General features: G+C 47.8%; 18 protein-coding genes and 2 pseudogenes. 4 read left to right on the top strand and 16 right to left on the bottom strand.

Going from position 1 to position 23,820, the window contains the following annotated elements:
* Genes ACW73I_RS05950 through ACW73I_RS05925 form a run of 6 tightly spaced genes read right to left on the bottom strand, consistent with a single transcriptional unit; the run spans nt 1 to nt 2,807 of the window.
* Nucleotides 1-852, bottom strand: coding sequence for a TIGR03749 family integrating conjugative element protein (locus ACW73I_RS05950; protein WP_458028321.1), 852 nt, complete (start codon nt 850-852; stop codon nt 1-3).
* A 10-nt stretch (nt 853-862) separates the two neighbouring features.
* Nucleotides 863-1,507: a PFL_4703 family integrating conjugative element protein gene (locus tag ACW73I_RS05945; RefSeq protein ID WP_458028320.1), complete on the bottom strand. Its 645-nt coding sequence runs from the start codon at nt 1,505-1,507 to the stop codon at nt 863-865.
* The gene (locus ACW73I_RS05940) at nt 1,507-1,884 is read right to left on the bottom strand and encodes a TIGR03750 family conjugal transfer protein (protein ID WP_458028319.1); all 378 of its coding nucleotides are present in this window, start codon (nt 1,882-1,884) and stop codon (nt 1,507-1,509) included. The genes ACW73I_RS05945 and ACW73I_RS05940 overlap by 1 nt, the downstream gene beginning before the upstream one ends.
* 2 nt (nt 1,885-1,886) lie before the next feature.
* Nucleotides 1,887-2,246 (bottom strand): TIGR03745 family integrating conjugative element membrane protein, encoded by a 360-nt coding sequence (locus ACW73I_RS05935; RefSeq protein ID WP_458028318.1) that lies wholly within the window; start codon nt 2,244-2,246, stop codon nt 1,887-1,889.
* Nucleotides 2,247-2,272: 26 nt separating this feature from the next.
* Nucleotides 2,273-2,506: a TIGR03758 family integrating conjugative element protein gene (locus ACW73I_RS05930; RefSeq protein ID WP_458028317.1), complete on the bottom strand. Its 234-nt coding sequence runs from the start codon at nt 2,504-2,506 to the stop codon at nt 2,273-2,275.
* A gap of 10 nt (nt 2,507-2,516) precedes the next feature.
* Complete coding sequence (locus tag ACW73I_RS05925) at nt 2,517-2,807, bottom strand: integrative conjugative element protein, RAQPRD family (RefSeq protein ID WP_458028316.1); 291 nt, start codon at nt 2,805-2,807, stop codon at nt 2,517-2,519.
* Nucleotides 2,808-2,955: 148 nt separating this feature from the next.
* Here ACW73I_RS05925 and ACW73I_RS05920 point away from each other — a divergent pair, with 148 nt between their 5' ends.
* The gene (locus ACW73I_RS05920) at nt 2,956-3,174 is read left to right on the top strand and encodes a hypothetical protein (protein ID WP_458028315.1); all 219 of its coding nucleotides are present in this window, start codon (nt 2,956-2,958) and stop codon (nt 3,172-3,174) included.
* 230 nt (nt 3,175-3,404) lie between these two features.
* On the opposite strand, the gene ACW73I_RS05915 is transcribed toward ACW73I_RS05920, so the two are convergent.
* Entirely contained in the window at nt 3,405-5,330 is a 1,926-nt protein-coding gene (locus ACW73I_RS05915; protein WP_458028314.1) for a hypothetical protein, read from the bottom strand.
* 1,116 nt (nt 5,331-6,446) lie between these two features.
* On the opposite strand from ACW73I_RS05915, the gene ACW73I_RS05910 reads away from it, so the two are divergent.
* Nucleotides 6,447-9,620 carry a patatin-like phospholipase family protein gene (locus ACW73I_RS05910; RefSeq protein WP_458028313.1) on the top strand — a complete coding sequence of 1,058 codons (3,174 nt, stop codon included), beginning with the start codon at nt 6,447-6,449 and terminating at the stop codon, nt 9,618-9,620.
* Between the two features lie 638 nt (nt 9,621-10,258).
* Here ACW73I_RS05910 and ACW73I_RS05905 read toward each other — a convergent pair.
* From ACW73I_RS05905 to ACW73I_RS05890, 4 genes and pseudogenes are all read right to left on the bottom strand, one after another.
* A pseudogene (locus ACW73I_RS05905) lies at nt 10,259-11,689 on the bottom strand (IS1182 family transposase).
* Between the two features lie 311 nt (nt 11,690-12,000).
* Nucleotides 12,001-12,747, bottom strand: coding sequence for a TIGR03747 family integrating conjugative element membrane protein (locus ACW73I_RS05900; RefSeq protein ID WP_458028312.1), 747 nt, complete (start codon nt 12,745-12,747; stop codon nt 12,001-12,003).
* A gap of 1 nt (nt 12,748) precedes the next feature.
* Nucleotides 12,749-14,803 carry a type IV conjugative transfer system coupling protein TraD gene (gene traD / locus ACW73I_RS05895; RefSeq protein ID WP_458028311.1) on the bottom strand — a complete coding sequence of 685 codons (2,055 nt, stop codon included), beginning with the start codon at nt 14,801-14,803 and terminating at the stop codon, nt 12,749-12,751.
* Nucleotides 14,803-15,222: an integrating conjugative element protein gene (locus tag ACW73I_RS05890; protein WP_458028310.1), complete on the bottom strand. Its 420-nt coding sequence runs from the start codon at nt 15,220-15,222 to the stop codon at nt 14,803-14,805. Before ACW73I_RS05890 ends, traD begins: the two co-directional genes overlap by 1 nt.
* A gap of 344 nt (nt 15,223-15,566) precedes the next feature.
* Between ACW73I_RS05890 and ACW73I_RS05885 the strand changes: the two genes are divergently transcribed.
* On the top strand, nt 15,567-15,908 hold the full coding sequence (locus ACW73I_RS05885; RefSeq protein ID WP_458028309.1) for a hypothetical protein: 342 nt from the start codon (nt 15,567-15,569) through the stop codon (nt 15,906-15,908).
* Between the two features lie 24 nt (nt 15,909-15,932).
* The gene (locus tag ACW73I_RS05880) at nt 15,933-16,325 is read left to right on the top strand and encodes a hypothetical protein (RefSeq protein WP_458028308.1); all 393 of its coding nucleotides are present in this window, start codon (nt 15,933-15,935) and stop codon (nt 16,323-16,325) included.
* Nucleotides 16,326-16,575: 250 nt separating this feature from the next.
* Here ACW73I_RS05880 and ACW73I_RS05875 read toward each other — a convergent pair whose 3' ends face one another.
* The 5 genes and pseudogenes from ACW73I_RS05875 to ACW73I_RS05855 form a co-directional block, all read right to left on the bottom strand.
* Nucleotides 16,576-18,123, bottom strand: coding sequence for a transposase (locus tag ACW73I_RS05875; protein WP_458028307.1), 1,548 nt, complete (start codon nt 18,121-18,123; stop codon nt 16,576-16,578).
* 162 nt (nt 18,124-18,285) lie between these two features.
* Nucleotides 18,286-18,420: a hypothetical protein gene (locus ACW73I_RS05870; protein WP_458028306.1), complete on the bottom strand. Its 135-nt coding sequence runs from the start codon at nt 18,418-18,420 to the stop codon at nt 18,286-18,288.
* A 659-nt stretch (nt 18,421-19,079) separates the two neighbouring features.
* Nucleotides 19,080-19,193: pseudogene (locus tag ACW73I_RS05865) on the bottom strand (hypothetical protein); the annotation flags it as partial.
* An 18-nt stretch (nt 19,194-19,211) separates the two neighbouring features.
* Nucleotides 19,212-21,518, bottom strand: coding sequence for an eCIS core domain-containing protein (locus tag ACW73I_RS05860; protein WP_458028305.1), 2,307 nt, complete (start codon nt 21,516-21,518; stop codon nt 19,212-19,214).
* Nucleotides 21,519-21,909: 391 nt separating this feature from the next.
* Complete coding sequence (locus ACW73I_RS05855; RefSeq protein WP_458028304.1) at nt 21,910-23,793, bottom strand: eCIS core domain-containing protein; 1,884 nt, start codon at nt 23,791-23,793, stop codon at nt 21,910-21,912.
* Nucleotides 23,794-23,820: the final 27 nt, after the last annotated feature.

Raw genomic sequence — 23,820 nt, 5'->3', positions numbered from 1 at the left:
TCAAAGTGCCTCGTGAAAGGGCCGGTCCGACACCAGATACACGGCACTGGTATCGGCTTCGCTACCAGCCGGATGCAAATGGCTATGCTGAAACGTCGCCGCCCGCCACTGGCCGCGTAATTGGCGGGGATCGAGATCGATCGGATCCGGGCCGGTGTTTTTGATTTCAAGTGCCGTGACATACAATTTGCCGCTGCGCCAGCTGGCCATCGGCGTCGCTTTTAAACTTTCTCCTCTCAGCATATGTTCGATGGGGGTTTGACTGACCGACACCCGCTGTATCGCCGGGTTGGCTTTTAACAAGCGGGCCGGCGCATAGAGCTGCTGGGCCGCGAAGCGGGTCAATGCCACGAGGCCTGCGGTTTTCGATTGTTTACCTTGTTTTGATTTTTGCTTACCGGTCGCTGGTGTTGAATCCGAATCCGCGCTTAACAAGCCTACAACCGGTGAAGGTTGGCCGGGTTTGAATAGAATTTCAATCGGATTGTCCGGCAAACCCGGTGACTGCCCGGCACTCAGATCGATCAATACAATGCCCTGCCCCTTCAAATCACGCACTTCAATGCGCTGCGGCTCAAACACCTCTTTGGCCAACCAATAGATGGTACCGGCATGGCTTTGCGTGCGTAATTTGCTCGCCAAGGGCTGCGGAATACCCACCCGAACGTCGCCTGGAAAGCTCACCAAACGTTCCTGGCCCACCGGCAAGGTGATGCGCAGCGGCACTTTATCCCAAAACAACCGTTCCACGCCCGTATCGGCCCAAGTCGGTTGACTGCAACCGATGCCAAAGCATAACAAAGCGCCTAGTAACCTGAGTTTGATGGAAAGCAGTTGGCTAGTCGTTTTCATCCGCTCAGCCTCACTCGTCAGCAGCCGCAGTCTCTTCCTGGGCTTGAATACGCGTCGGTCCGTCGCCGGCAAAACCGCTTAATGCCAGTCCCCAGGGATTGAGCTCCGGATCGACGTCGTAACGCACCACCGTTAACGGATAGCGAATGTGCACTTGTTTGACGTCCATGCCGCGCACGGTTTCCTGAATGGTAAAATCTAGCCAGACCAGCCAGGTGTTGGGATCGATGACTTCGACCCGGCGTTCTTCGTAACCGCGACCGGCCACCGGTTGAATCGAACGCACCCGGCCTGCCAATTCGCCGCGTTTGCCGCGAATGGCTAAATCGTTGCTCAGGTATTCGCGAAAATCCGGGGTTAAATAGGCCGCCATGCGGAAAATCTGCTGGCCGTAATCGGTTTCGCCATCGCGGTCCCAGTGATTGAGCTGCTGGAAGATGTAAGCCGCAAAGGCATAAACATGGGCTGGAGCGACATCACCGGCTTTGACCACTGCTCCCGAACGCAGATCCGGTGGAATGTGAATCCGGATATCGCTGCGGGCGGCATGCCAGGCATAACCCAGCAGTAATATCAGCACCATCAAGCCGACAATCACGGCTCGCAGGGTATGGATATGCGCCACTAACCGGCTATTCACATCGTGATAACGCATCACGTCGTTCTAACCAGTGAGGATGATACCGTGCGGCCCAGATCCCAAACACCACTGCGTAGAATCAGCCGGGTTTTACGCAACCCGAATCTATGCAGGATAATCATCAAGCGATGCTGGTAGTAATAATCCGGCCGGCCGCGCTTGATACGTTGAAACCAGGTCGAACCGAACACGATCGTCCCTAATACGCCGACCATTGTCAAGCCCAGGCCCATGGCCGGCGCGCCCAAACAGGCAGCAATCAGCAAACTGACCGGCAACCAGAACAGCGTGGCCAACAGCAAAATCAGCCCTAACTCGGAATGTGTGCTGCCTCTGAAGATGACCGGCTCCTGATTGAGGCGATCGGCCAAGGTTTCGCTGGAATCGTCCATGCTTAAATGACCTTTGACGCCTCGGTGAGCAGATAACTGATGAAGATCATCACGCCGGCCGCCACTACGGCGGTCAAGCCCACCTCGCCCCATTCGGCTCGGCCGGTGCGGGCTTCGTTGAATTTGGAGATCGTTATCCAGGCAATCCACAAAAAAGCCACCACCGCCAATACCAACCCGATCACCAAACCGGCATCTTTGGCATAACCTTTGATCAAGGTCAGCCAGTCGCCGGCTTTCGGGGCATTACTGGGCGCCACCGCCGTGGGTAATGCAGCATACAGATTGCCGCTGAGCGACGTCAAACAAGCTGATAACACGAGAAATTGAGAAAACAAAGTGTGTCGTAAGCGTTTTAACATGATGAACTCCTCAGATGATTCAGGCATTAACGGACTAAGAAACCGAGCAACAACGCGATCACGCCGCCGCGCAGGATGGTCAACAGCAGGTCATAAAACACCGCTTGGCCGGTTTGCCAGGCCACCAGTTGCGCATGGGCCAACCAGGCTAACCAGATCAGATAAATCACCGCCAGCACTCCGGCGATCGCCAGCACCAAGTGGCCTGGCACTGCACCACCAGTGGCATGCGAAAAGGCCGAGAGCTGGGTATTCGTCATGCTGCCAAGCTCAACGCCGGTAATCGCCTTTCAGTGGCGGAAAACTGCGAGCCTGCCGAGGTGCGGTCAGGTGCTCTTGTATACCCAGCTTGATGCGTTCAATATCCAGCCGCAACCAGTCGTATTGAAATTGCAACCTTCCCGCCTGATCCGCTTGAGCCTGCGCTTCAGCGATGAGCGGTTCCAAAGCATTCAGTTCATGAATAAGATTGGCCAAAGCCGTCCGCTCTCCATCTAAATCAGCCAACACTGACCATGGCAAACACAGTAGAATCAACAAAAGCCGCTTTTTGCAACGCATTGAAACCCGCTCCTGACCTGGAATAGTTGGAGCGCATTGTTTATGACTGGCAGGCAAAAGCCCAGTTGAAACCCTAAGTCATGGCACTAGGGTTTTATGCAAAGAATTTTTGAGGTACAGTTACCAGCTATGTTTGGGAATCAAGACGATGGAACGGAACCGACCGCATGATCTCAATATTCAGGCACCGGAATTCAATGACGGCTTTCCGGCGATGAATCTGAAGAACGGACGGTCGCTTGACGACCCATTTTTGACTATCGCGCTTCTCCAAAGCGGCCGCTCGCCCAAACATCGTTTTTCGGGTTTCGCTTCTACGAAGCAGCCCTTCGTGGGTTCCGGCAGTCGGCCAATTACCGGTCCTTGATGATGTCGGCGAAATTCTTAGCCCTTCAATTCGACGAATGGCGGCTTTTCGGCGTGTAAATTTGAGTCGTCATCGACTTGGGCCGGCCATGACCAGTCGAATAGTACTAGAAATTGAATGTCCGCTACATATCAATAGTGATCATCAATAATGATAATATTGAGTATATAAAACCCCCAGCCTATAAATTAATAGTTATAAAATTCAGCTTTTTATTGCCTAAAATTGTATTATTTAGGCGCACTCTTTGTTTGGTTAAGACCGGGCTTGATCACAGGCAGCCAAATGTCAAATGATTCCGGAATCATTAGTTTAGGGCATAGCTCTTCGGGTGAGCAATCTCGTTGCGTAATTTCTAATTTTCCATTCTTTTCGATTTCAGTTACTCCAAGTGCATTCAATGATGGGAATATGAAGGTTAATAACTTTTTTGTGCGATCAAGATTAATTTGCGCTCTCAGAACAACTGCATTCCTATTGCCCTTTGGAGTAAATGTTATTGCTGCCATTAATGAGTCTATAGAGTCGCCATATACATTTGCCAATTGAATAGTTGCATTGTCTATTCTGTTATCTATGATTGCTGCAGTTTGAGCTGGCACGGTAATCGGTTCTGGCAATCGCAATTGTATAAAGTGACTTTTAAACGGGCTATCAGAAAGTATAGTGCTTGCACGTGTCCATAATGACGGCGCCCACAACGGGCCTATGTTTTTTATTATATCTTTGGCTCTAAAAAAATCACTCCTGATTTCTGTTGGATTATCCGTTGAGAAAAATAGTTTATTATTGAAATCTTCATAATTGCCGCTACGAATATAACCGTGAATTTCTCGTCCCACCTGTTCGCGTGCTTCTTTTTCTATATCGGCCCACTCAATAAGTAATTCTGAATTACCAGTACCCGATAAAATCTCCTTCATTACTTCGTCAAATTGAGATAAGAACGTATCGGGTGAGCGAGGTGATAATACTTCTCCAGTAACAGCGTTTCGGAACTGAGTATAACTAAGCGCTTGAATAATTGGACCACTCACCAAACTTGGGCCTTTTGCGGAACCGGAATCCAAGTATTCGTTGAAATAAGATCGTGGAACAAGAAGTATCAGGGAAATATCGTAATTCTGACCAACTAATGCTTCTCCCGCGGTAGCCTGATTGGAAGCGCCTATTTTTACATTTATAACATTATCTACTTCTCTGGTTACAGTTAACCGACTGTTAAGATCTGAACCAATAATAGCATTAACGGTTTGATTCAGATTGTTTACTGATAATTTACCTCCAGTGGCATTTCCTAAACCGGATGCTGCTAAAGCAATTTGAAGAGCTACTTCTTCAGAACGTGATTTCATGGCTCGCTCAAGATCATCGGTAGCAAGAATAGGTACAACTTTTGGAATATCATTTGCATTCATGCATGCCATTCCTTGGCTATTTTTTTCTATCTTGGCGAAAGAAGATAAAATATATGCTCTGTTTTCTTGTTTTGAATAAATAGTGCTATCAGGTTTAGTCTGTTTTTCTGTATTTCTATTATTCGATTTATCTGTTGGGAAGAATGCTATACGAGTATTCAAGTCGTAACCTAGATTTGGGCGATAAGGCTGCACCCCAATTTTTGCGCTTATTAGATAGGGAACATAACAACCTAAAAGCGCTGCATTATGAACTTCTTGGTTCATGAGTTGAATAGATTGTAGTAAACCTTTTGCTACTTGAAATTTGAGGAGGGGGGATACGGTCACATTGCCTTCGTTAGAAAATCCAGTAGGCAGGTTTCCTCCAGCAGGAGCCCCATTAGGTGTCTCCGGAATAATTTCTTCGTTTATGTTGGAGTCATTTGAAATACTAGACCCGTCAGGAACTAAACCAATGGCAAGATTAGCATCTAACGCACGCAATTTTTGCTCTTGAAAGCGAAGGGTAATTGGTAACGCTTCGTCCAAGGCTTTATCACCAGTATTCAGAGAGAAATTTGGCTGCATTGCATCGGCAATTTGATTCCACGGGGCTACGCCAGTCACTGAAAACAGCACCGCAGCGGCTTCATCTTGCGAATCAACAGTCACTGGACTTACAACAGAGGTCAGGGAACAACCTGTAATCGCCTCAGTTAAAATAAGCAATATAGATAGACGACTTGACGTCTTCATATTGAATCAACCCCTTAAATATACATCCAACTGTAAACGGTAACATGAGTTTACTTCAAGATATGTCGGCAAAAATACGTATGAGCGTATCTCCTTTTTGTCTATTTGTTATTATAAAATAATAACAAATTAAACATCCTTAACAACTAGGTATATCAATTTATATTTATTATTCGTGATTAGTAGGTGTTGTTGGTGAAATAACTTTATCTGCCTCTGTCCTATTGCTGCTCGGTGTCCCGTAGCCTTTCGGCTTTGGATTACCTTGGTCAGGATCATCCATGCAGGAAGATAATACGAGAAGTAAAAACAAAAACACGAATATTCTTTTTGAGGTATTCATAACGTTTACCCATGATTAGAGTTAAAATGCCGAATTGGCTATCCAATTAAATATTTTTATCAATTTTATGGTTTTATTGGTCGACAGATGCGAAAGAAACCGTAGATTGAGTTTCGCATAAAAAACCAGATTACCAATCTTAACTTATCGAAATTATGCCCGGCCTCCCGGTTGTCCTGAATTTGAATGTTCTGAAACCGCAATTCGCCACCATTACCATGCGATAGGTTTCACTACTCAACTCAGTTAACTGTATAGCGTATAAATCAAATGATTACTACTGAGAATTTTGGTCAAGATTTCTGATGTTTATGAATATTAGTCGTCCGTTTTCTGTCGGTTAGCTGCCGTTTAGTAACTTGAGGCTAATGTCGCGTTTGGGTCGTTATGTTGAGCTTAACATAGCGACCCTTTGCTGCCACTAGATTTATTGCTTTGAATGGCAGCAATCTAGTATTAACCTGTCTCTACTCTTCAGCGTGAAGATGATACACAGAAAAGGAAAGAGTTTGTAGGCGAATGACTAATTGAGGAGAGTTGGCTTTCGCGATAGAAGTGTCTTTCGATTTCGGGATGTTATATCACGGACTCTATGTGATCTGCGAAAAATAGAGGTCTGCACTTAAATCACTTAATTTCTGCGGTGGCCTATATTTAGTCTGGTCGACACCTGCAAGGTCGATCGTTTCAGAATAATAAAATTGTTATTGTCAACTTGGTAGAAATTGAAGTATTAAAGTAGTTCGTTTGAAACTTAAACCGGTGAATAGCTCATGGGCATTTTTTCGATGCTGGGAAAAATTCTATTTCTTGATTTACCTTGGGCTCTTGATCGAGCCATGCGCCATACTGAGTTCTGGATCAATACACGATACATGCTCGAACCAGATAAAAGTACAAAACTCCGAAATTGGAAATGGCGACCGCCTTTTGTCCTGTCAATTATGCTCTCGGTCATGCTTGTATTTACCTTATACGGACCCACGTTCGATTCGCTGTGTGCTGTATTTCCCCATCCTTATACGACATTGAGTTTGGGTTTGGTCTTTGTCTTTTTGTCGATTTCGTTGTTTTACTGTGTTTATCAGATGGTGGATAGAGGCTGGAAGCTAATAGAAAGGAGGAAAGTCAAATTGGTTGATCGCATACCCAATCTGCCCACTCATGAGATAACGATAAGGTTTGGGGTGATGGTTAGTTTTTTAGTGACACTAATTGTAATTTTGCTATTACCTTTTGCCTTGCTATTAGTTGCTATAGTCGAAACTTGGAACAATACGGGAACTTGTGCTGGTGTCACATTTAATTTTTATAGTTTATTGCAGTTAATTTTTGCTTTTTTACTCGTTTTAACCGCAATACACGCAGCACGCCCATTTTCTGTTATTCCAAAAATACCTCAGGAATGGCTTTGGACACCGCTTTGTTTTTATTTGAGTATAATTTCTTTATTTATTATCATTATTTTAGGTTACGACAAATATGAGGCACAGCATTCCCCTTATGTCACTGCCTTTTCGGTTTTAGCTGTATTATTGGTAGGACTGGCTTATTTATTGAGTTTTTTCTTGCCAAAATGGGTATTGGCTGATTTATCTAAACTCTCAGACTTCAAATTGGCGTTGCGGAACGCGTTGGCACGATGTGAGTTATTCGTTGCTCCGCCAGAGCCTGAATTGAATAATAGCAGGATTCTGTATTCATTGACAGCACCATTATCATCGCCATTACTGTTATTGCTGATTCCCTCTTTTTATGTATTGGTCTCGAATCGTAGTTCTCTGAGTTTGGGAGCATTCTTTGTAGCCGCATTATGGTGGCTAATAATGAGCATGGGTAACATTAGTGCTAGCTGGAATCAGCAACTAACTCTGTTTAGGCGTTGGTTTTTGACGGGGCTACCGATGGGAATTTCTTTGTTGGTTATTACGTTGTCAGTGTGTCGATTTAAGGATATCGAATACGTCAGTTACGTAATCGATGCTGCACCTTTTGGCGTGGTGACAATGACAGTTGTGATGTTTTACGCTTTGGCGTGGACTCTAGAAGGCTGTTTACACCGGCCATTGCAATTAGAGTTGTTCGGTTTACTGTCTGACAAAAATATTAAGAACCTTGATTCTTGCCAAATGTTTGTGGAATACAACCTTTCTGAAGTCATAGATACCGATGTAAAAGTGAAATTAAACGAACGTCGATTACAACCTCATGGGAGCGCTCGGTTTGCAGTTGTTGGTCGGTTATTGAATAACACATCCAGGCCCGCCTTCCATACATATAGCAATACCGAATTATTTACTCTTTTAGTTGAAAATGAGAAAAAATATTTACCGTTGCCGGATTATAAAAAGCTCGAATCTCATCTACATGAATTACGCCGACGCATCCGGAACTATTTTGTCATTACCAATTTAGCTGTTGTAGGGATAATAATTTTATTTATTGGTTGTACTTGGCAATCAGATGGCAACTTGATTCGCGAGCCAATAGCGGAAGTCACCGCAGATGCCTTACCGGAACACCCTTTCGAGTTGTTAAAGCATTTACAGCAGAAAGGCGACAGTAACAAGCCTGCAATACTAATTGCTGCTTCCGGTGGCGGTACTCGCGCTGCTTTATACACAACCGCTGCATTGCAAGGCTTAACCCGAATCGGCCTAGGACAGGATATTGTACTGACCAGCGGTGTATCTGGCGGCGGAGTCAGTTTGGCTTATTTTGCCTCTCACCGTGAGCAGTTGTTGAGTTCGCATAAAGTGCCAAACAATTGGACAACGTTCATTGATGCTATGAGTTTCAATCACATCCAAGAAGTGTTGCAAGGCTTTGCTGAATGGCGGTTGGTTCGTAGAGTAGGACTAGCACAATTACTAGTGGAAAGTTTCGATCGGCAATTTGATAAGCAGAAGGGAGGCAAAAAAACTCTGGGTGACCTGCAAGATGTTGGCTTAATTCTCAACACTACTATTGCCGCACATCCCGCAACTGATTCTACATTTTTGACCGATTTGTTTGCTAGTCCGACTTCTGTGAACAGCGAAGATATGGTTTTTACTCGGCTGGAAGGCGGGCGCTTAATTTTCACTAACCTAAGTAATACCTCCATTTGTAGACTTCATGACAATTTAGAAAGAAAAATTGGGATCAATAGTGATATTGATTTAACGTATAAAATTGTAAGAGACCCTTCCCTACCTATACCCGCAGTTGCAGCATTAAATGCCAATTTTCCCCCAGTTTTTGCTAACAGCGGTGTTTGGGAAATTGATCGCCAGAAAAAAGTCAGTGCCAAATATTACGTAACTGACGGTGGTGTCAACGAAAATAGAGGTTTGATTTCATTATTGTACGCTTTGCATTCGACTTTACGGCAATGGACTAGCAGCAAGCCAGTTGATATTCATATAATTGTGTTAGATGCATCGGCATTTAGTATTGATTACGACGAAGACAGAGGCATTCATAATTTGTTTGCTGGTACCGCTCAGGAGCGCCTCGCTAGCGGTTTGGAAAGACAGTTGCTGGTACAAATTTGCCGTGCTGCTGAGTTATTAAACGGAAAATGCGTAGCAGAAAGCGGCGAAAAAGCGAAGTCTGGGCCTTTTATACACATGCATTATTTGCCCATGCCTCCTGTATTGGCAATGCGTGGAGGCTTTGGTACTCATTGGATGTTACCGGAAACTGTAAGCGTTACTAACCCTCGTGATCCTAAGCCAATTTCTTCGTTTTCAACAACACGCGAGTTAAGCGCTGCTCAAATCAAAACTTTTACGCAATGTTTGTTTGCCGTTAAAGATACTTTTCCTCAATTAGATTGTACTCAAAATGGTTCATTATTACCGGAGGATTGGCTCGCGGGCACCGAGCAATGCCTTAATGAAAGCGGAGATAAAAGCTATTGCGTCACAGGGTGGAAAAGATTAGTGCAAGAGTTGCATGGTTGATAGTTGCTTCGTTAATAAAGTCTTAGCTCAATGATATTTCAATTGATTAGGGAACGTCCTATTTTGTACTCATAATAACCTTAACGAACTCTAGGGCATATATTTTGTAAGTAATCTGGTATCGCACCTGTCGCCCACTTTGGATGATATTTCATCGGAAGCATGTTTCCTATATCAGACTCGAAAGAAGTTAACCGCTTGCGTTACGCAAAGTTAGCAAGCGAAGAAGTCCATGAATTTACACAAGGCTGACTAAATATTACAACGGATAAGCCGCTGGCTGCGGCGTTAAACGACAGCCTTCGGTTTTACTAGTGCCATACGTTACGAATCATCGAATGTCGCAAAGTGACCGGGTCGAGCCGATGACGACTCAAGGTTGCTTGCCGAAAAGCTGTCATTCGCCGAACTTAGGGATGGAAAATTTCGCCGGCGCCCTCAGCGGCCGGTTTTGGCCCAGACCGTGTCAAAACGTTGAATAGTCAAATTATCCAATGGGTATCGACAAATTCTGTTGAGCTCATGTGGTCCTGAGCAGTTAACGTTTCTGAATGGTGATTACTGGTTGATCGATTTGATTTAACCAAATTGATGCTGATAGCCATCGGTAATAGGTTAAATAGAGCAAAAAATGGCCGTCAGGCCACCATTGCTTCCATCAGGGCAGTAGTTCCCATGAGATTCATCACTCTTTTAAGGTTGTAGGCCAGTACATGCAGACTCATCTCGCTGCTGACGTGATTGAGCGTCTTCGTCAGAAAATGGGTTGCACCCATCCACGCCTTGAGGGTGCCAAAAGGATGTTCTACTGTCTGGCGTCGAATGCGCATGCTGTCGGGCGCATGATCCAGACGTGTTTGCATGGCATCAAGCACATCTTCATGCTCCCAGCGAGTCACTCGCCTTTCGGTGCTGGGCGTACACTGGGCCTTGAGTTCACACTACTGGCAATGTGAACTCCAATAGCGATGCAGGTTCAGTCCATTCTCGATTCTTGATGAACGCCAACTCAGAGTCTGCCCCGCCGGACATCGGTACTCGTTGTTCTCGGCGTCGTAAATAAAGTCTTCCTTATCAAATCTTCCAACCGCCTTGGCTCCGGACGTTTTACATTTAGGCACTAAAGCAGTAATTCCCGCTTCATGGCAGGCCAGAATTTCTGCGCTCTTGAAATAGCCCCGATCGGCAATGGCCGTCAGGTCTTGGACGCCCATTGCTGTGCGGGCCTTTTTAGCCATCGAAGTTAGTTGGTCTCGGTCTATGCCGACATTGGTCACCTCATGAGCCACAATCAGGTGATGCTTGGTATCGACGGCCGTCTGAACATTGTAGCCAACGATGCCTGTGCCACGCGTCTTCATCGAACGGGCATCTGGATCGGTGAGAGAAATCTGTTTGTCCGGTGTCTTATTGAGCTCGACTTCAATGTCCTTGAGCGCTTTCATCTGCTCTTTCAGTGCGGCGATCTTATCTTGCAAGCGCTCGGTTTTTGCTTTCACTATAGCGGGCGCTTGCCGATCAGCGGTATCGAGTGCTGTCAGATAGCGATTGATGCTCGACTCGATTTCTTCCATGCGCCGTTGCAACTTGGCGCTAGTGAAATTCCGGTCTCGATTATTGACCGCCTTGAATTTGCTGCCGTCGATGGCCACAAAAGCTTCCGAGAATAAACCTAGTTGCTGGCACAGCACGATAAACTGACGGCAAACGCTTTGAATCGCCTTGCCGTTGTCTTTACGGAAATTGGCAATGGTCTTAAAGTCGGGTGCCAGTCGTCCAACCAGCCACATCAGTTCGACATTACGTTGTATCTCTTTCTCAAGACGCCGACTGGACTGAATACGATTGAGGTAACCGTAGATGTAAATCTTCAAGAGAATGGCGGGATGATAGGCGGGCCTACCGGTGATTGCCGGTTCAACGCCATCAAATCCAAGTTTGCCCAGGTCCAGTTCGTCGACAAAAACATCAACAACCCGAACTGGATTGGTATCAGTGATGTAGTCATCGATACTTTCCGGCAATAACGTTGTCTGTGTTCGGCACTCGCCTTCAATGAAACGCTTCATTCGCTGGCTCCATCAATCACGTGAGCCTATTTTATCAAGTTCGATGTTTTGACACAGTCTGGGCCGGGTAGAGCCGAAGACGGCCTAAGGTTGCTTGCCAAAAAGCCGCCATTCGTTGCCGATAGGGATCAAAAATTTCGCCGCCATCATCACCGGCCGGTAATGGCCGGATTAGTGAGGTCACCAGCGACCGCTTTGTAGACTTCCAGTTCGGAGAATCCGAATTTCTCCAACTGGCCTGTTTGGAGAAACCCGGCCGAAAATGAGTCGAGGTTCAACGTACGTCTTGAAACCTCGTTTACTTTACAGCATTACAAATACTTCTTAAACATTGACGCCATCACCCTGACCGACAGCGCAAAAAGTATTGCGAACGGCAACACGATGAGGTTGGGATGGATACTGCTGGGAATGGCCAAATACAATATCCAAGGCAGTATCAGTGCAGGATACAGCAATTTTTTGGCCCAGTGATAGACAAACGAGCTTTCCCGACCGCCACTCCAGCGGCGAATATCCCGCTGCACCAAACCATCGATCAACCCCATCAAGCCTAATAACATGAAGGCCGGCAAAGCGAGGATCAACACGGCCACACGCACGGCAAAGACTTGGGTAATCAGCATGGCGGCAAATATATAGTCCTGTGCCAGTTGATAATATCGGCGTAAACGGTTTCTGAAGCTACCGTCATCGACGCCCGATGTCGGTTTGGCCAAGGCAAAAATCAATCTCTCGATACCGGTTTTGCGAAAGATCAAGTCGTAAAAGTTATTGGCGAATCGCCGGGCGAATTGGACTGGTTGTTCAACGATAACACTGCGCTTGAAGTCTGAATTCAGGATGTTGAGTTCTTGTTCCAGCATAGCCTGACTGTGCCGGGCGCCCGCTTCATCCCAAAAGCCCGAGGCCATGCCGCCCCATTCAGTGGCAATGGAAAAACCTAAAGTCATGATCAGAAAAATCAGCGCTTGCAGCAATTTCGTAAGCAGTTTGACCAATATACCCTGCTCTGCCGCTTGCTGGGCCGAGCTACGCTGGATAGTTTGGGATACCATGTCAGCCCGCCCACCAGTGGTCGTTGGTCAGATAGCGGCGCTGCATTTCATGGGCCACCTCCTGCAGGTTTTTCGGCAACAGCGCATCATTGGCTTGTGTCGGCAACGGGATACGGATTTTCCATAAATTGCCGCCTTCCAGCAAGGCAAACGCCTGGCCTTTGGGCAAGGCCATCACGGTGGCCGGTGAAATCATCGGCATTTCGGTGACGGAAATGCGATCCTGGTTTTGCGAGGTAAAATCGATGGGGGAATTGGGATCGGCCGAATCGTTGACGCCGGATACTTCCATCAGCGTGCTGATGTTACAGGTGTCGATTTGGTTGGTGAGCATTTCGGCGGTGGCCAGTTCTTTGACCCGCAGCATGATCAGGGTATTGAAGTTGCCAGCCACCTGCCCGGCTTTGGCCTTGTTGCCGATGCGGGCTTCCACATCCGACCAGGTTTGGGTATAGGCCGTGACTTGAAAGCCCGAGCCGCCGGCCTTGTTGAGCAAGGGAATAAACTCGTCGCCGATCAATTCGTTGAATTCGTCGGCATGCAAGGAAATCGTCGGCAGATCATGAGTTTTTACCGCGTCCGGCAGACCGTGGTCGGTACCATGTTTGTAGATTTCGCCGGATACGGACACCAGATCGGCAAACATGGAATTGCCGACCGCGGACGCCACCGCCATATCCGATAAAGCATCCAGCCCGACATAGACGATGCCCTGGCGGCGAATGATTTGCCGCCAGTCGATGATGGGCCGGGTGTCGCCGATATCGGTGTAATCCGGCGAGATCAGTGCGGCGGTTTTGCCGGTAATCAGTTTTTCCATCAACGGCAGTAACGAAGCGACGATTTTATCGAAATAGGTTTTGTCGTATTCGAAAGCGGAACGTAGCCCGTCCGCGACGGCATCGTAAAAGCCGTTATCTTTGACATAGCGCACCAGGGCGATGACTTCCGGCGAGCGGCCTTTTAGCGCAAAGGGTAAATCGCGTTCGTTGATGGAGGCGGCTATGCGCTGTACCTGTTGTTCCCAATCCGGCGGCGCCACGTCGGGCAGCCATTGCCGGTAGTATTCGGTCAACAGCGGTTCGATGTGGGTGATGTAGCGAGTGATCAACTTATAATCCGGGCGCTTGCCCATTTTGACTAGCGCCACGGCGATCATATTGGTAAAGCGCCAGGCGAATTCCCTAAACGCCGCCGAGTTGCCGGTGCTGGGTAAGGGATTGGTCAAACGGGTAGCGACTTCGGTGATGCGGGAGAAATTGCCGATGGCATTATAGCGACAGGAAATCTCCGGATAGCCCAGATGGAACAGATACAGATGCTGACTGCGGCCGGCGCGTTTGGCTTCTGCGACCATGCGTTTCATCAGATCGGCATCGCCTTTCGGATCGAACACAATCACGGTATCGCCGCGGGCGATGTCCTGCGTAATCAAGAGTTCGGCCAGCCGGGTTTTGCCGACCCGGGTGGTGCCCAGCACCAGGGTATGCCCGACCCGTTCGCGCAAATCCATACTGACCGGCTGCTCATCGAGTTCCACGGCATGTATCTGCGGTTTGCCGCCAACCGGCGGTAACGGTGCCACCGGGTTCCACCAGGCCGGGCTTTGCATCAGCTTAGCCAATGATTGCAACATCGGTGACGATTCCCAGCGGCGCTCCAGGCGCCGAGCCAATTGATAGGCAAAAGACGGTTCGATATAGGGCCGCACTTTAGGATGCAAGGTATCGCGCAGCCTTTGGGTGTGTTTTTGCTGCCATAAAAAACCTTTGCCCAAAAACAAACGCTGGCGGCTGACCGGAATGTCTTTCGCTACGATTTCATAGCGCGGCAGCTTGCGCATGTTGCGTTGATAGCGCAACACCAACAGCGCTTGTCGGGTTCTGATGCATCCGAGCAGTGCTAATAACACGGCCGTGGCATAACCCACTGAGGGTGTCATCATGATAGCCCAGGGCGCCAGACAGGCCATCAACGCACAAGCGAAGGCGCAACCAGCCGACCACAGCTCTACCGGCGGCCTCAGCAAGGCTTCAATCGGATACTGAGACTTCACTATTCGATCCGCGACGCCGTGATCAACACCGGATAATGCTGCAGTGCTAATTGCGCGGCAACGGCATCGCCGACCAGTGGATGGATCTCCAAGCCACCGGCGGCGTTTTGCAACTGTTGTAATTGCGTCAGGGTTTCGACATTGACCGCCAAACCGATGGCGTGAAGCTGTTTGAGTTGGACTTGATGTAACAACAACCAACTAATCGACAAAGGATCGGCGCCTACTATGAAGATCGGCCGATCCAGATTCGGACGATCTATCGTTCGCGAATCAACTTTTCCCGGTGATAACGATGGGGTTTTGACTGGCAAAGCATCTAATTGCACATCAAAGTTAGCCGATACCGGTGTTTGCACATGCAATGTCTGCGGTTGAACCGGCAACGGCTGAGTGTGGCCACTGTCAAAAATTACCACCGGTTCTGCCACACACAGCAAAGGCAAACTTGAGAAAAGGACACCACAGACTGCCAACCGATTCCGCATGACTGATAACTCTCCGCTTTAAAAGCCGCATTCTTGAACAGGTACGATTTGAAGCCTATCGAAAACCCTGTTCCATCGCATCAGGGTTTTATCCGGATGATAGTCCAAGAGACTGTTATAAGAATCGAAAACGAAGGATCGAGAGCCGGATTTGATGGGTTGTGGCGATCTTTCAAAAAAGCCGTTTTTAAGATGAAGAAAAACAAGAAATGTACATTGACGTAAATGTTGCTTATCGTGCTAAGAAGGCATGAGAAATAGATTGCGAGGGTACGATGATGCGCTTATCTATCGAAGTGACGCCGGAACAACATCAACGCCTTAAAGCCATTGCCGCATTGTCTGGTCAAAGCATCAAGGACTACGTTCTTAATCGTGTCTTACCGGACACGGAAACAAACGATGCCGATGAAGCACTGCGTCAAATAGAAGCGTTCTTAAAGCCTCGCCTCGTCGAGGCGGAGAACGGCGTATTCTCTGAAAAAATCTGTGGATCAATTTTACGAAGAAGTCTTGCAGGAAATGCTGTGAAGGAAGAAGGAAAGGCCCCCGGTATCATCGCAATCTTACATGAGCGCATGGATATGCTCACCCGACTTAAAGACCGCCTTGGTTAGAAGTCCGGTCTTGCAACCATGACCATGCAAAAAATCCCAATCAATCCAACATTACGACCTGAGTTCAAGGTATCGGCATATGAGGAACGCCCGCCGGAAGAAATTGCACAATGGTGGAATGTGCCGTACATCGTCACCGATACCTTCGAGGATCAAGGCGATAAGACTTTTGATGAGTACGTGGCCAGAATAAGGTCGTATGACGATAAGCCAAGCCGAAGCCGCGAGGAATGGGAAGCGGACAAGGCCAAACACCGTGAAAACTGGTTTATATGGTTCCCATCCGGTATTCGGTATGAGGTGCGATGCCTGGATGGTGGGGCATGGGATAGGCCGACATGCTGGGGTGTGTTCAACAAACTCGCCGATGCCGAGCGGTGCGCGCAGGATAGAATCGTTTATTTTGGCGATGGTTAACCTGAAAACGGGCCGTCGTTATAGGTAAAATAAGCTGTCGTGTCACCAGCCGCCATCCTAATCAGTCAAAGGTCCGGTGGAGGGATAGAGCGGTGATACAAACCGGAAAAGCACTTGTAATCGGATAGCCGGGGTTTTTCTCCCCCAGCCTCCACAACACCCCTTATCCTAAAAAACCAGTTGAGCGGAATTCTGCCCACTTTTGGACATAGTCAAAACAGATTCATTGACAAAATAGCAAGGAGCTTTTTCAGCCAAATTCGAGTTGTTCGGGCGGTTCCAATATCATGCCGTTTAGGTATTTTTTCATGGCTTCGCTTAAAATCCGGTACCAACAGGCAATGGGCGTCAACTGCGGCGCAATGGCTTTTAGTTCCTCAAAGAACTGACAAACCCGTTGGTATGCGGCTCGCACATAGCTTGCCCTGCCGTGGGTGCTGGTAATGGTCAGTGTCTTTTGCGCAGCATGAGTGGTTTGTTTGCCAACGCCATGCAACAGCAATGGCCTAGAGACGATGGCTTCATAGTGTTTATCCGGTTCCGCCAAGCGGACAAACAGCGACCACCAGTTATAAATCAGTGCAATCATGCGGGCGATGAGGCGGCAAGGTTTGATTTTCTGGGTCACAAAACCGCCCCACCCCCAGTGGTTTTTGATTTCATCAAAGTTATTCTCGCAATCAGCGCGATCACGATAGTGCTGGACGAGGCTGACCACTTCGTCGGTGAGCGAGGTGACTAAGACGCTGTATTCATAAGCAGCCATCTTCTCGGCCGGTTCGATCAGCGAGAGTTGTTGGGGTAAGGCTTGTTGGTTATTGGGCGCGACCACCACGCTGCCCGATAACTTGCGCCTGACCAGGACGACGCGGCGTGATGTTTTCCAACTGCTGAGTTTTAGTTCGGTGGAAAGGGCTTCCCAACCCGCCACGGTTTGTTCCCAACCGGGACGGCAATGCTGTTGCAAAATCAGTTTTTTCACCAGTCCTGATTGGCGTAGTTTGAACAGATAAGGCAGACCGCGCTGTTCGGCTTCGGTCATGATGGCATTGCTCCCCCAGTCGCAATCACCACGCACAAAAGCTGGCCAATGCTGACGAGGAATCCGTTCCAGCAAGGCCCATAACCCCGGCGCCGAATAGCACGATGCACTTTGGTTGCCGGCTTGTACCTCCACATCCAGGATCAAGCGCAAATTCGCTATCATATAGGTGTGATAGGTATGGGAAGGGCGTCCCGGTTTCTTGGGGTTATAGCCGACCACGGCCCCTTCCTGCTTGCCATACAAAGGTTTGACGGTCACATCGGCATCGAGTATCCAGGATTGACTGAGTAAAGGGCTATAGCAGCGATATAAGTGGTCCTGCAGCCAACGAATGCCATCAACCTCATCGGTTTTTTGCAGGGCGCGTCGAGCACTGTCGTCACTGATCACCTTGGTCATCCCTAATAAACGAGCGTTGACCGTATCGCCCATCAAACTGGTCAGATGCGCATAGCGTGTGTGGCCAGCCAGTATCGATAATAAAAATGAGCCCAGTACATTGATCTTTTTCGGGGCATTGTTACTGGCGTAGCTCAAGGGACTGTCTTCCACCCAAGGTTCAAACAAATGACCGACTTTTAAATATTGGATGAAAAATGGCAATTGGCCCAGCGGCGTCACCTGAGCTTGTGGTTCCCATTCAATATGGATTTTGCCATCAAAAGTATCGGTAACCAGCGCGGCAATTTCTCGTTTTTTTAAGTTGGTTTCGGTCTCACCGTTTGGGTGAATGCTTTTAGGCGGTAATGCCATGGCTCAGCCCTGATAATTGAGGACATCCAGATTATAACGCTTGGTTTGACTGATTTTTCTAGGTTCATCAGAAAGGCATTGCTTGTGTTTAATGATCACCGCCCCAATCACCAAGCGCGCTTCTTTCTACGGCCGACCGCGATTCGCTTCCAGACCGCGATATTAGCTTTCAGCCAATTCGTCCCAAGGAATGCATGCGCTGAGCTTGACCCAACGGTTGTTTTTGTCCAAAGCCGTATCAAACGGCCAATCAAACGCTTCGATCGTCAGTTGTTTTGAGCTAGTCGTTCGGATCATAAGTGCAAGGTTTTCCGAGGGTTGCTGTCGTTGCTTTTGCACTATTTTATCAAAAATAGGCTAAAGAGCCTTATTAATCATGGGGTTATATTTTTTGAGTAGGCTCTAATTAATGAGTAAACCGGTGCATTGTGAAAAGGTCGCTTTAAAAAGATGCCTAATATCAAGCGACCGTAACTTGCCATAGCTTTACAGATATACCGGCTTGATTCCGGTCAGAGCAAATATGAAGGAAGTAGCTAGTGGCTATTCTTGATCGCGCTATGCAACTAATGCTTCGGGCGTAGCGTGTGAATTAACGCCGCATTAGGAGCACTAAGGCTCAGGTCCGACGAAAGAGGAGAGACTGCGCAATTATCCTGAACCTTTTAACGTACATGTAAGCGCCGAATTGCTAAACGATATCATAAATAATGTTAATAAAGGACTAGCGCTTTACGACGAGCGACTGCCAAAAGACCGGGTCGGCTGGAGGTCGCTGAGACAATAGCAACAAACATTACTCTGACCCCAAATATTTGACCCCAAATGACCCCAAATATTTCCTTTTTTTCCAATTCATATAAATCATTTCCTGTTGTTGAGTAATCTGTTTTCCAGACAAGGTTTTTCTCCCATCCGATTGATGGCAAACCATTCTGGGGTGAATACTCAACCGGTCAAGATAATTGTCGCCTGACCGGACAGGTTAATTGTCGTCTAACACGCGCATTCACCGACCGTGCATCATTATGCACCCTCACACTAGAAAAATCCACCCCAAAACGTGATTCGAAAAAACTACGCTTCGCTCAACGCGGGAACAACCGCACGAAATAATTGAAGAGGTTAGGGCGCAGCCGCTGAAGACCGGTCGGATCGGACTGGTAAAGGGCAAAGCTCTCCGCATAGAACTCCGACCAGTCAGTCTGCGCGTAGGCTGTGATGCGAACGTTCCCATCCCTCCGCGCCGCCGAACGAAATTCCGGTGTAGCTGAAGCATCCACTGCCCCGGGCGGTCTTGAATTCTGCCGGGTCCGAGCATTATCTATGGCGTGACCGATCTCATGCAGCACGGTGAAGATAGCCTCGCTTGACAATCCTTCGCCTGGGCGCCCAACGCGCATCTGTGTTCTGAAAAAGGCCGAATCATAGAGTGTAATCGTATGGGTGTTCGGATCGTATAGACCGTTTGCGGGTCGTGTCGGATGAGCCCGCTCGCGTCGGAATGTGAGACCGTTGATCGGAGCAAGTGTGGCATCCTCAATCTGGGAAAGCCCTTGTAATACTACCTCAAATTCTCTGTCCGAAGAGAAGGTACGATCACGAACGAAGGCGTGCCGATAAAACCGTTCCTGCTGAGCTACTATCTGGTTAGCCGCCAATCCTTCCACCCCAATAGTTCCCAAACGCTCCACCAGGAACTCTAGCGTCGCCCGTCCTCCGCCAGACGTGCCAGCGGAATGCTCTACATAAGTAAAGCGGTATGCCGCATTCCCGCCACCGAACCGATCTAGATTTAGTGAGAGCGTGATCGATTGATTCGGGCGCATGGGATTCGAGTTTGGGCGAGTACTTCCGCGCACCAGTTCCCGCGCAATATTCTCCAGTCCCGTATGCAACTTATCTGGGACATTAGAGGCAAACTGGACCGGGACTCCTGTCGATGTTACACGAATGTTTCCACGTACGACGAAATAGGCTTCGATGTTTCCCAAGTCGTGCGAGGTGGTACTAACCTGGATACGCTGCCGCTCTGCGTCGGGCAGGGCATCGATCAACTCTCCTCCCTTGGGATCAAGGCTTGAACGGGGCAGCGCCCAATCAAGTATTTCACTGTGGTGGGCCTGGAAGACCTTACTCGGGGTGCTCCCCATCAGGGAAGCGAACTTTGGTATGACAAATTGGATTAATTTACGGTATTCATCTCTAAGTTTTTGTAGAACTGCTTGATCGCCGTTAAGTGCGTTTGTTTGCTCTTCACCAACGATGAGCGTACTCAAAGAAGCAGTGAGAACATTACTCAAATAGCGGTCGTTCGCTAGTTTAAAATTATTTTTCGTAAATGACGCATATAGTTCCCGGGATTCTCGAAAACCCCTGAGGCTACCTTTCATAAACTTTGGCAAGCCGAACGCCCGGATCCAGCTTCTTTGTGAATCCTCCAACGTCGGAGAAGCCTGCGCCCGGGCAGGTTGTCGCTGAATCTGTGTGGTCTTCGGTTGTGGATTGCGCTGTTGAAGAACGTACGTCAACTCATGTGCAATCCGACTAATAGGATTCAGAGTCGAATTATTATTAAGTTTTGCTTTATTGATAGTTTTATCTGCAGAATAATAACCTCGTCCACCATTCTGCTGCACCACATGCACCAGCTCATGAGCCAACAACTTCCTCCCATCCACCGAATCAGAACCATACTCCCCACCCCCAAAAATCACATGATTTCCATGCGTAAAAGCCCGCGCATTAACAGAACGTGCTAAATTAACAGCCTGGGAATCGTGATGGACCCGCACACTAGAAAAATCCGCTCCAAACCGAGGTTCAAAAAAACTCCGCTCCGACCGTGACAAAGGTTGCCCACCACCTTGAAGTGATTGAATGCCGGAACTAATCTCGGGCGTCACTTCCGGCGTTGTATCACCCATTGATTTTGCCTGAATTAACTCTTCCTCTTCATCCTTAACCGTTTTGTATTCATTAGCGCAAGCACTGCAGGTTCGCTGTATGCTTCCATTTGAAGAAATTGGTCTGTTTTTTGCGTGCAATTCCGTATCATTAAAAGCCGGATCAGGCGCCGGCATCCGCATTACCTGATCAGCAATTCGGTCCGCCTCCTGCTCAAATCTATCATTCGGCTGGCCAATTTTTAGTTTTGCTTGTATAAGAAATGAGGTATTGGACCTGACCGGTATCCTGCTGAAATCGTGGTTGAATCGAGAATCTGAATTAAGGCCAGAGTTGTCAGCCTGTTGCTCATGGGGATTGAAGGGGGCAGAAGCTGGCGTGTCATATTCAGTGCGATTAATCCCCTGGCGCTGCAAAAAGCCCGATGCGTCAGGCACTAAAGCTGAAGTATTAGCTTTCTGAATTGTTTTTAAAGACTGTCTACTCATTGCTTTATACCTATATCTAAAGCCCGATGGTACGTCCAAGAAAATGTTAAAGTCCTGTTTTATTAAACTGGCTTTCGAACTTTGTTTAGAAGTAGTTATGCTTTTCTCTGCAAGCTCTATATTACGAGGGGGCGCATGGATCATCTGAGGCTCTAGCAGCTGGGCTTGAACACTCTCCTTTCTGATTATTCCGTCAGTCGTGTCAATCTAGCATCGATCGCCTGCATTACTTGTCGCCAACTCTTTTTGCACTTTTTACTATGTGACCCTAATGCCATTGATGAGTTTCCAATGCTGGATGAGCGTCGGCTTTTACACCCTGCATAAGTCATTTACTGCGCCCTGCCAAGACAAATAATCACAATTGGCAGCGCTATATTTCCAACGGCTCTTACGGACATTTGCTTGGATCGCGTCCACCGCATGGATTGCTTACCATCCGACCGGTAGCGTCATAACGCTCGCAACATGGTTGTTCTAAGGCCTCCTCACTGTATGACACGGTTACCTTTGTAACATTAGCCCGCGTGTGATAGTTGATTTGTTGCATTATTGAATCATCTGCTACGTGCACACAGGCGAGAGATCCGGTGTCAAGGCTCCCAATATGTATTGCAATATGTCCCTTAAAAAAAAGCGCATAACTCATACTCGCGCTACCTCCTTCATTGGCTTTGTAGTATTTGTTCTCAGGCCATTTGGACCCGACACGAGACGCTTTTGGCACCCCTGTATGGTGATAACCCCACCCCTCGACTCTGTCGACTTTGTTATTTGTAGTCTTGTCGGTGAGACCACTGGACGGAAATCCACCGAGGATACCTACCCCGGTAATGTCTGCAGGCATCGGACTCGCCCCATTGTTGGCATAGGTCGCAGCAAGTGTTCCCATGGGTATAGTTTCACCGTCTACTATCTTGGTCGTAGTGAAATTGACATTAATATTCGCAATGAAAGGATCTGGCGGCTGAGGGTTAAACTTTTTCTCCTTCAATGTGGCGGTATCATTTACACCAAAGTTTACCGAACTCGGTTCACGGTAGCGCTGGATAGAAGCGGCTGGAAAATTGACTGTCCGCTGCTGTAAAACGTGAGTTAATTCATGCCCCAACAGCCTTTTCCCAGCCGCCAAATCCGAGCGATACTCTCCGGAGCCAAACACCACGTGATTGCCGTAGGTAAACGCGCGTGCATTCACCGACTTCGCCAAGTTCGCCGCTTGTGCATCATGGTGCACCCGTACTCTTGAGAAATCCGTCCCAAAGCGCGGTTCAAAAAAATTCCGCTCCGAATTTGATAATGGCTGTCCGCCTGCCTGCAATGATTGAATGCTGGAACTGATTCCTGATGCTCCCTCCGACGCATTTTCTCGAATTGAATTAGTCTGAATTGGCTGCTCTGTCGGTTTACTATCCTGCCAATTACCTTTTAGGTTGATTGCTTTTGATTGGAATATTCCTGAATCATGGCCATGGCATGCCAGAGACGGGGATAATATTTCCGATCCTAATGTTTTTTTTTGGATAAAAGGAAAAAAACGCCAATTACCAAAATTTGCATCAAAATCAAATATTGGGAGAGCACCTACAATGGAACTCGTCTGAAATTCACGATCTGATATTTCCCACCACACAGGATTGTCATGTTTAAGTTGAGCATTTATGGCAAGTGGAGCTGTGAGATTAGCTGCCTTTCCCGCCCAACTCGGATTTAAACCGATTTGTCTAAAAAAATTGAAACCGTGAAACCAGACACCCAAGGCAGTTGAAGGATCCCAAAGATGAGAAACACTACGTTCCAAAAAAGGCCTGCGTAGACTCAATAAATCAGGACTGGGAATTTCTGAGGACAACGCGGTGTTGTCGAGCAGTTTATCTTGTTCGGCAGAGCCTTCCTCCTGTCTTTGAATCGCTGGTATAGTTTGCCCAAGTGGTGCAATAGTGAAACCCGATGACGATTGAGGATCAGGCATCCGCATCACTTGCTCCGCCACCCGATCCGCTTCCTGTTCGTATTTATCATTCGGCTGGCCGATTTTGAATTTGGCCTGAATAGGCAAAGAAGCCATTGACTTGACCGGTATCGTGCTGAAGTCGTGGTTTAAACGAGCATCTGTAAAATTAAAGCCAGACTTGTCCGCCTGTTGCTCGAAGGGATTTATGTTGCTACCGGTATATGACTCGGCTTCCGCTCGACAAACTCCTTTGCGCTGCAAAACATCCGCTACCGGTAATATATTTGACTTATTAGCTTTGTGTAACGATTGCCAACTCATAGCTTTATAATTCTCTTAAAAGCTGAT

It is taken from the genome of Methylomonas sp. MgM2, from assembly GCF_054172045.1.
This window is presented reverse-complemented; position numbering and strand designations above follow the sequence as displayed.

What these genes read in the sequence shown, in the direction of transcription:
- ACW73I_RS05950 (WP_458028321.1), bottom strand. Translation starts at nt 852, where the DNA reads ATGAAAACGACTAGCCAACTGCTTTCCATCAAACTCAGGTTACTAGGC.
- ACW73I_RS05945 (WP_458028320.1), bottom strand. Translation starts at nt 1,507, where the DNA reads ATGCGTTATCACGATGTGAATAGCCGGTTAGTGGCGCATATCCATACC.
- ACW73I_RS05940 (WP_458028319.1), bottom strand. Translation starts at nt 1,884, where the DNA reads ATGGACGATTCCAGCGAAACCTTGGCCGATCGCCTCAATCAGGAGCCG.
- ACW73I_RS05935 (WP_458028318.1), bottom strand. Translation starts at nt 2,246, where the DNA reads ATGTTAAAACGCTTACGACACACTTTGTTTTCTCAATTTCTCGTGTTA.
- ACW73I_RS05930 (WP_458028317.1), bottom strand. Translation starts at nt 2,506, where the DNA reads ATGACGAATACCCAGCTCTCGGCCTTTTCGCATGCCACTGGTGGTGCA.
- ACW73I_RS05925 (WP_458028316.1), bottom strand. Translation starts at nt 2,807, where the DNA reads ATGCGTTGCAAAAAGCGGCTTTTGTTGATTCTACTGTGTTTGCCATGG.
- ACW73I_RS05920 (WP_458028315.1), top strand. Translation starts at nt 2,956, where the DNA reads ATGGAACGGAACCGACCGCATGATCTCAATATTCAGGCACCGGAATTC.
- ACW73I_RS05915 (WP_458028314.1), bottom strand. Translation starts at nt 5,330, where the DNA reads ATGAAGACGTCAAGTCGTCTATCTATATTGCTTATTTTAACTGAGGCG.
- ACW73I_RS05910 (WP_458028313.1), top strand. Translation starts at nt 6,447, where the DNA reads ATGGGCATTTTTTCGATGCTGGGAAAAATTCTATTTCTTGATTTACCT.
- ACW73I_RS05900 (WP_458028312.1), bottom strand. Translation starts at nt 12,747, where the DNA reads ATGGTATCCCAAACTATCCAGCGTAGCTCGGCCCAGCAAGCGGCAGAG.
- ACW73I_RS05885 (WP_458028309.1), top strand. Translation starts at nt 15,567, where the DNA reads ATGATGCGCTTATCTATCGAAGTGACGCCGGAACAACATCAACGCCTT.
- ACW73I_RS05880 (WP_458028308.1), top strand. Translation starts at nt 15,933, where the DNA reads ATGCAAAAAATCCCAATCAATCCAACATTACGACCTGAGTTCAAGGTA.
- ACW73I_RS05875 (WP_458028307.1), bottom strand. Translation starts at nt 18,123, where the DNA reads ATGGCATTACCGCCTAAAAGCATTCACCCAAACGGTGAGACCGAAACC.
- ACW73I_RS05870 (WP_458028306.1), bottom strand. Translation starts at nt 18,420, where the DNA reads ATGATCCGAACGACTAGCTCAAAACAACTGACGATCGAAGCGTTTGAT.
- ACW73I_RS05860 (WP_458028305.1), bottom strand. Translation starts at nt 21,518, where the DNA reads ATGAGTAGACAGTCTTTAAAAACAATTCAGAAAGCTAATACTTCAGCT.
- ACW73I_RS05855 (WP_458028304.1), bottom strand. Translation starts at nt 23,793, where the DNA reads ATGAGTTGGCAATCGTTACACAAAGCTAATAAGTCAAATATATTACCG.